This is a genomic window from Mycobacterium sp., assembly GCF_032162105.1.
GTDB lineage: Bacteria > Actinomycetota > Actinomycetes > Mycobacteriales > Mycobacteriaceae > Mycobacterium.
On record NZ_JAVRPS010000227.1, the window covers coordinates 1 to 7,077 of the forward strand.

The window sequence follows — 7,077 nt, forward strand, 5'->3', positions numbered from 1 at the left end:
GAGAATTCATCGAATCCGCGCAGAAGTCGCTGCTGATCAAGCAGTTCACCTTCACGTCCGAAGACCTGATCGCCGCCGTCATCGGCCGCCGAAACGCCGGCGTCGTCGTGCGCGTGATGCTGAACGCGGCGCGGTCCGGCGGGGACCGTGCCAATGACGAGACCTACGAGCGGTTCCTGGCCGCCGGGATCGACGTGCAGTGGACCAACCCCAAGTTCTATGTCTCGCACGAAAAGTCGATCGTCGTCGACGAGGAGGCGGCCCTGGTCGCCACGTTCAACCTCTGCGAGAAGTACTTCACCCTGACCCGCGACTACGGCGTGATCACCCACGACTCCCGAAACGTTGCCCAGATCGTCGAGGTGTTCGAGGCCGACTGGAGCCACCGCGATTGGGAGCCGTCGGACAGCCACGGCCTGTCGTGGAGCAACTCCAACTCACGACTGCACATGGCCCAGTTCATCGATTCCGCCACCCACCGACTCGACGTCCAGCACCCCAAGTACGTCGACGCGGTGATCCTCGACCGCATCGTCGACGCCGCGCAGCGCGGGGTGAAGGTGCACGTGCTCTGCGGCGGAAAGCACGGCATCAGTGAATGGGACGTGCTCGACACCTTCGCCTCGCTGCGCACGCTGCGCCGGTTCGGCGTCAAGGTGCACAAGCAGAAGAACCTCAGGGTGCACGCCAAACTGCTGATCGTCGACGACGAGCGGGCCCTGGTCGGTTCGATGAACATCGACCGCAGTGCCTTCGACCTGCGGCGCGAATTGGGCATCACGACCACCGACCCGGCCGTCATCGCGCGGCTAAGGGCCGTCTTCGACGAGGACTGGCGGCTCTCGCACCAGTACGACCCGCCCGACCCGCTCGATTCGGCCCAGCATCACGAGGACGACTTCCCGCACGACCCCGAACTCGTGCATGAATGAGTCCCCGACCCTGAAATCCGACGACATCTCGCTGCTCGAACTCGCGTGGACGTTCAACCACATCGCGCTGGCGTCGTTCGGCGGTGGGCTGTCCGCGTGGTCGCGGGAGATAATCGTCGTCGAGAAGAAGTGGATGGGCGAGGAAGAGTTCCTGTCCGCCATGACCATGTGCCGGATCCTGCCGGGCGCCAACCAGGTCAACATGGCCGTGTTCACCGGCACCAAGATGCGCGGAATGCCCGGGGCGGTCGCATCCGTCGTCGGGTTGTGTCTCTCGCCGCTGGCGATCGTCTTGTTCATGGCGTGGCTCTACTTCCAGTTCAAGGAAGTGCCCGCGGTCAAGGGGGTGTTGCACGGGGCATCCGCGGCGGCCGTGGCGCTCACGCTGGCGATGGTGGTCAAGACCGGTCAGAAGTGCCTGACCGGTGTGATCCCGGTGGCGCTGTTCGGGCTCGCGTTCGTGCTCAACGGCGTGCTGCGCTGGCCGCTGCTGGGAGTGCTTGGCATCGTCGCGCCGCTCGCCCTCATCTGGGCGTGGCCCAGGGGGCGCCGGGACGAGGCCAGGGCGTGAGCACCTATCTGCAACTCGTCGTCCTGTTCGGTTCCCTGTCGCTGATGTCGATCGGCGGCGGCAACGCCGTGCTACCGGAGATGCATCTTCGGGCCGTGAACCAGGACCATTGGGTGAGCAACGGCCAGTTCGCCGACCTCTTCTCGATCTCGCAGACCGCGCCGGGTCCGAGCATCCTCATCGTCGGCATGATCGGCTACGCCGCCGGGTTGCCGGTCGGCGGCGTCGCGGGCGGGATTCTGGGCGGCGTGATCGCGACGGCGGCCATGGTGATCCCCGCCGCGTCGCTGGTCTACGGCATCACGCTGTTCTGGCAGAAGGCCGAGGAGTCGAAATGGCGGATCGCCGTCGAGAAGGGCTTCGCGCCACTGACCGTCGGTCTGATCCTGGCCTCGTCGCTGGTGATGAGCCGGGCCGCCGACCACGATTGGCGGGCGTACGCGCTGACCGGGGTGTGCACGCTGATCTTCGTGCGCAGCAAGATCAACCCGCTGTTCATCGTCGCCATCGCCGGGGTGATCGGCTACTTCGGCATCGTCTAGGCCCCCTTCCGTGCGATCTGGGCGCGCTCACGTTCGCTGAGAGCGACGGTCTCCGCGCCCAAATCGCAAGGGGGCGCGCCGGGGGAGTGAATTGACCTAATCCATTGTTGAGGTTTTACGGTGATCAAGTGAGCATAGAGATGGCGGCGCGACACACGCTGCGCCTGCAGGTGAGGGCCCGTGGCGGTGACCTGCGCGCGCTGGCCAACCGCACCCTGCTGAAGCGGATCTGGCGGTTCTCGGCGCGCCACCACCGCCGGCTGGGCGGTTTCGTCGCGGTCAGCATGGTGGGTGCGCTGCTGGCCGTGTCCACCCCGGTGCTGGCGGGCCGGGTGGTCGACGCGATCGTGCACGGTGGTCAACCGGCCACCGTGGTGGTCATCGCAGCGATCATCGCCGCCGTTGCACTGGCCGAGGCCGCGGTCGGGATGCTGACCCGCTGGCTGTCGTCCAACATCGGCGAGGGCCTGATCCTGGACCTGCGGACCGCCGTGTTCGACCACGTCCAGCGGATGCCGGTGGCGTTTTTCACCAGAACCCGCACCGGCGCGCTGGTCAGCCGCCTCGGCAACGACGTCGTCGGCGCGCAGCGCGCGTTCTCCGACACGCTGTCCGGCGTGGTGTCCAACCTGGTCACGCTGGCGCTGACGCTGACCGTGATGCTGAGCATCTCGTGGCAGATCACCGCGCTGTCGCTGGTGTTGACCCCGCTGTTCCTGCTGCCCGCCCGCCGCATCGGTAGCACCATGGCGACGCTGAGCCGCGAGAGCGCGATCTACAACGCGACGATGAATACCCAGATGACAGAACGCTTCTCGGCGCCAGGCGCGACGCTGGTCAAGCTGTTCGGCAATCCGGCCAGGGAGTCCGACGAGTTCGCGGCGCGCGCGGACCGGGTCCGCGACATCGGGGTGCGCACCGCGATGCTGCAGGCCACCTTCATGAACTCGCTGACCCTGATGTCGGCCCTCGCGCTGGCGCTGGTGTACGGCCTTGGCGGGGTGCTGGCCATCGGCGGACAACTGCAGGCGGGTGCGATCGTCTCGTTGGTTCTGCTGCTGACCCGGCTCTACGCACCATTGACGGCGTTGGCCAACGCGCACGTCGAGATCGCCAGTGCCCTAGTCAGTTTCGACCGGGTGTTCGAGGTGCTGGACCTGACGCCGCTGATCCGTGAGCGGCCGGGCGCGGTGCCGGTTCCCGACGGTCCAGTGTCCGTCGAGTTCGACGACGTCCGCTTCGGCTACCCGTCGGCCGACAAGGTGTCGCTCGCCTCACTCGAGGAGGTGGCGGTACTCGACGACCGCGGCGGTGATGAAGTGCTGCACGGTATTTCGTTCACGGCGCTGCCCGGACAGCTGGTCGCCCTGGTGGGCTCGTCGGGCGCGGGCAAGTCGACCATCGCCTCGTTGGTGGCCCGGCTCTACGACGTGTCGTCGGGAGCGGTGCGGCTGTCGGGTGCCGACGTGCGCGACCTGACGTTCGCGTCGTTGAAGGAAACCGTCGGCGTCGTCACGCAGGACGGTCACCTGTTCCACGAGTCGATCCGGTCGAACCTGACCCTGGCGGCTCCCGACGCCGACGACGATCAGTTGTGGGACGCGTTGCGCCGGGCCAGGTTGGCCGACGTCGTGGCGGACATGCCGGACGGGCTGGAGACCGTCGTCGGGGAGCGTGGCTACCGGCTCTCGGGTGGTCAGCGGCAGCGGCTCACCATCGCACGCCTGCTGTTGGGGTCGTCCCGGGTGGTGGTGCTCGACGAGGCGACGGCGTCGCTGGACTCGGAGTCGGAAGCCGCCGTCCAGCAGGCGTTGACGGAGGCGCTGACCGGCCGCACGTCGATCGTGATCGCTCACCGGCTGTCGACGATCCGCGCGGCCGACCAGATCCTGGTGGTCGAGGACGGCCGCATCGTGGAGCGTGGCACCCACGCGCAACTGCTCGGCCGCTGCGGGCGGTACGCCGACCTGTACGAGACCCAGTTCCGCGACGACACGGCCGCGGCGTGATGCAGGTTAATTAGTTGTGCTTCGTGGGAACCTTGGAAGCGGGGATCGACGGCGTCGCCGATGTCGGAGGCACGAGATAAACAAGAGTTGATGGGTGGACTTGTGCGCACGCGAGGAGCAGGTGGTCAGATGCGCGCTCGGGAATCGGGGCTTCGCTCCGAGCCGGCGATAGCGCCGCCGCCGCGCCGGATCAGATCCTCGTCGGACATCCTTCGGCTGCTGCCCTACCTGCTGCCCTACCGGGTGCGTTGGACCGCCATGCTCGTCGCCGCACTCCTCAGCCTGGCCGCCACCGTGACGATCCCGCTGATGACCAAGGCCGTGATCGACGGCCCCGTCCGCCATCAGAATCAGCAGCAGTTGTGGGTACTCGGCACCGCCGCCACGGCAGTCCTGGTGTCGGAGGCCGTGCTGTGGTTCATCCGTCGCTGGCTGGTGGCCCGCGCCACCATGGGCGTCGAGGCCGACATCCGCAAGGACCTCTACGCCCGCCTGCAGATCCTGCCGATGTCCTTCCACGGCCAGTGGCAGTCCGGTCAGTTGCTGTCGCGCGTGATGAACGACCTGAGCACCATCCGCCAGTTCCTGTCGTTCGGGCTGCTGTTCTTGATGCTCAACGTCATTCAGATCGTCGTGGTGACCGGCATCCTGCTGGCGATGTACTGGCCGCTTGGTGTCGTCGTGGTGGTGTCGATCGTGCCGATCACCGCGACCGTGCTGCACTTCCAGCGGCAGTTCACCAAGCTCTCCCGCGCCGCGCAGGACCAGTCCGGCAACGTCGCGACCCACGTCGAGGAGCAGGCGCTCGGGCTGCGGGTGGTCAAGGCGTTCGGTCGCGAGGAGTACGCCTACCAGCGGTTCGACGAGCGCGCCACCGCCCTGTTCGACACCGAGGTGCGCAAGGTCGGCGTGTCGGCGAAGTTCTGGACGCTGCTCGAGGCCATCCCGAGCATCAGCCTCATCGTCGTGCTCGGCCTTGGCGCCTACGCGGCAGGCAACGGGCTGGTCACCATGGGCACACTCGTCGCATTCATCACGATGATGCTGTCCCTGGTGTGGCCGATCGCCTCGCTCGGCTTCCTGCTGTCGATGACGCAGGAATCCATGACGGCGGCCAACCGCGTCGCCGAGATCTTCGACGCGCCGCGCGAGATCACCGACGGCCCGGAACACGACGCCCCGCGCGGTGGCCGCCTGGAACTCGTCGACGTCGGCTTCCGCTTTCCCGACGCTGAGCAATGGGCACTGCGCCACGTGAACGTCACCGTCGAACCCGGCGAGACGCTCGCCCTGGTCGGATCGACCGGTTCCGGTAAGTCGGTGCTGGTGGCACTGCTGTCGCGGCTGTACGACGTCATCGAGGGTGCGATCCTTCTCGACGGAACCGACATCCGCGAGCTGTCGCTGCCTGCCCTGCGGCAGGCGGTGGCCACCGCGTTCGAAGATCCGACGCTGTTCTCGATGTCGGTGGCCGAGAACCTCAAGTTGGGTCGTGGCAGGGAGAACCCGGCGACCGATGCACAGATGGCGCAGGCCATCCAGGTCGCCGCCGCCGACTTCGTCTACGACCTGCCGTTCGGATTGGACACCCGCATCGGCGAGCAAGGCATGAGCCTGTCCGGCGGACAACGGCAACGGCTCTCGCTGGCCAGGGCGCTACTCGCCGCTCCATCGATCCTCGTGCTCGACGACACCCTGTCGGCGCTCGACGTGCACACCGAGGCCGTGGTCACCGAGGCGCTACGGCGGGTGCTGCGGACGCGAGAAGCAAATGGCCAGGGGTCGGTGACGGGCTTGGTCGTCGCGAACCGCGCCTCGACGGTGTTGCTCGCCGATCGGGTTGCCCTGATCGAGGACGGGACCATCACACGCGTCGGCACGCACGCCGAACTGCTTTCCGACGCACCGGAATACCGCTACCTGCTGGCCGCCGATGACGACCTCGACGAGGACGTCGAGCGCAGCTGCGACTGGGAGCAGGACGAGGACCGCAGCCGGCTCGACCACCTGTACCAGGAGCGGGAGGCAGCCGAGAAGGTCGGTGGCGACCGGGATTTCGTCGCCTCGGAGGCTGAGAAGAGATGACGACGACGGACTGGCGCGGACGGGCCGTCACGAACGACGACGACGACCTGCCCATCGACGAATCGATCTCGCGCCGCCGCGAGGCCCGTACGTTGCTGTACTCCCTGCTGCGGCCCTACGCCACCGCCGTCGCACTGCTGGCGATCGTCGTCGTGGTGGAGAACGCCGCAAGGCTGTCCGTGCCACTGCTGGTGCAGCGCGGCATCGACCACGGCATCCCGCCGATCGTGGCGGGCGACTCGACGCGGGAGCTGCTGCTGATCGTAGCCACGCTGTGTGGCGTGGTGCTGGTGCAGGCCGTCAGCCGGATGTACTTCCTGCGCCGCTCCGGGCGGATCGGTCAAGAGGTTCTACTCGAGTTGCGCCGCAGGATCTTCCGGCACTTCCAGCGCCTCGACGTCGCCTTCCACGATCGTTACACCTCCGGCCGCGTGGTCGCCCGCTCGACCAACGACGTCGAGGCCATCCAGGACATGCTGGAGACCGGTTTCGACGGTCTGATCACCGCCATCCTGACGCTCTGCGGTACGGCGGTGCTGCTCATCGTGCTCGACGTGCGGCTTGGCCTGATGTGCCTGTGCGCCTTCCCGATCCTGGTGCTGCTGGTGTGGTGGTTCCGCACCCAGTCGTCGAAGACCTACCTGAAGGTGCGAGAGAGCGCCGCGCTGGTGATCGTGCAGTTCGTCGAGACCATGACGGGCATCAAGGCCGTGCAGGCCTACCGCCGCGAGCCGCGCAACCAGGAGATCTTCGAAGACGTCGCCGACCAGTACAAGACCATCAATGAGAAGGCCTTCAGGCTGCTCGCGGTCTTCATGCCGGGCGTGCGACTGGTCGGCAACATCACCACGGGGATCGTGCTGCTCTACGGCGGCTACCGGGTGCTGCAGGGCGAGATGACCCTGGGCACGCTGACCGCCTTCCTGCTGTATCTGCGG

Annotated in this window: 6 protein-coding genes; all 6 read left to right on the forward strand. The window is 67.1% G+C overall.

Annotated elements, in window-relative coordinates; translation table 11 throughout:
- The coding region (locus QOC69_RS11410) for a phospholipase D-like domain-containing protein (RefSeq protein WP_526439432.1) at positions 1–932 on the forward strand (932 nt) is incomplete at its 5' end.
- Positions 925–1,503 (forward strand): chromate transporter, encoded by a 579-nt coding sequence (locus QOC69_RS11415; RefSeq protein WP_526439434.1) that lies wholly within the window; start codon positions 925–927, stop codon positions 1,501–1,503. The genes QOC69_RS11410 and QOC69_RS11415, both read left to right, overlap by 8 nt.
- The gene (locus QOC69_RS11420) at positions 1,500–2,045 is read left to right on the forward strand and encodes a chromate transporter (RefSeq protein ID WP_526439436.1); all 546 of its coding nucleotides are present in this window, start codon (positions 1,500–1,502) and stop codon (positions 2,043–2,045) included. Before QOC69_RS11415 ends, QOC69_RS11420 begins: the two co-directional genes overlap by 4 nt.
- A 128-nt stretch (positions 2,046–2,173) precedes the next feature.
- Entirely contained in the window at positions 2,174–4,054 is a 1,881-nt protein-coding gene (locus tag QOC69_RS11425) for an ABC transporter ATP-binding protein (RefSeq protein WP_526439439.1), read from the forward strand.
- A 129-nt stretch (positions 4,055–4,183) separates the two neighbouring features.
- The gene (locus QOC69_RS11430; protein WP_526439441.1) at positions 4,184–6,139 is read left to right on the forward strand and encodes an ABC transporter ATP-binding protein; all 1,956 of its coding nucleotides are present in this window, start codon (positions 4,184–4,186) and stop codon (positions 6,137–6,139) included.
- Positions 6,136–7,077: ABC transporter ATP-binding protein (locus tag QOC69_RS11435; protein WP_526439443.1), on the forward strand; the 942-nt coding region annotated here is incomplete at its 3' end. The genes QOC69_RS11430 and QOC69_RS11435, both read left to right, overlap by 4 nt.

Coding starts and splice junctions, on each gene's coding strand:
- QOC69_RS11415 (WP_526439434.1), top strand. CDS start 925: ATGAATGAGTCCCCGACCCTGAAATCCGACGACATCTCGCTGCTCGAA.
- QOC69_RS11430 (WP_526439441.1), top strand. CDS start 4,184: ATGCGCGCTCGGGAATCGGGGCTTCGCTCCGAGCCGGCGATAGCGCCG.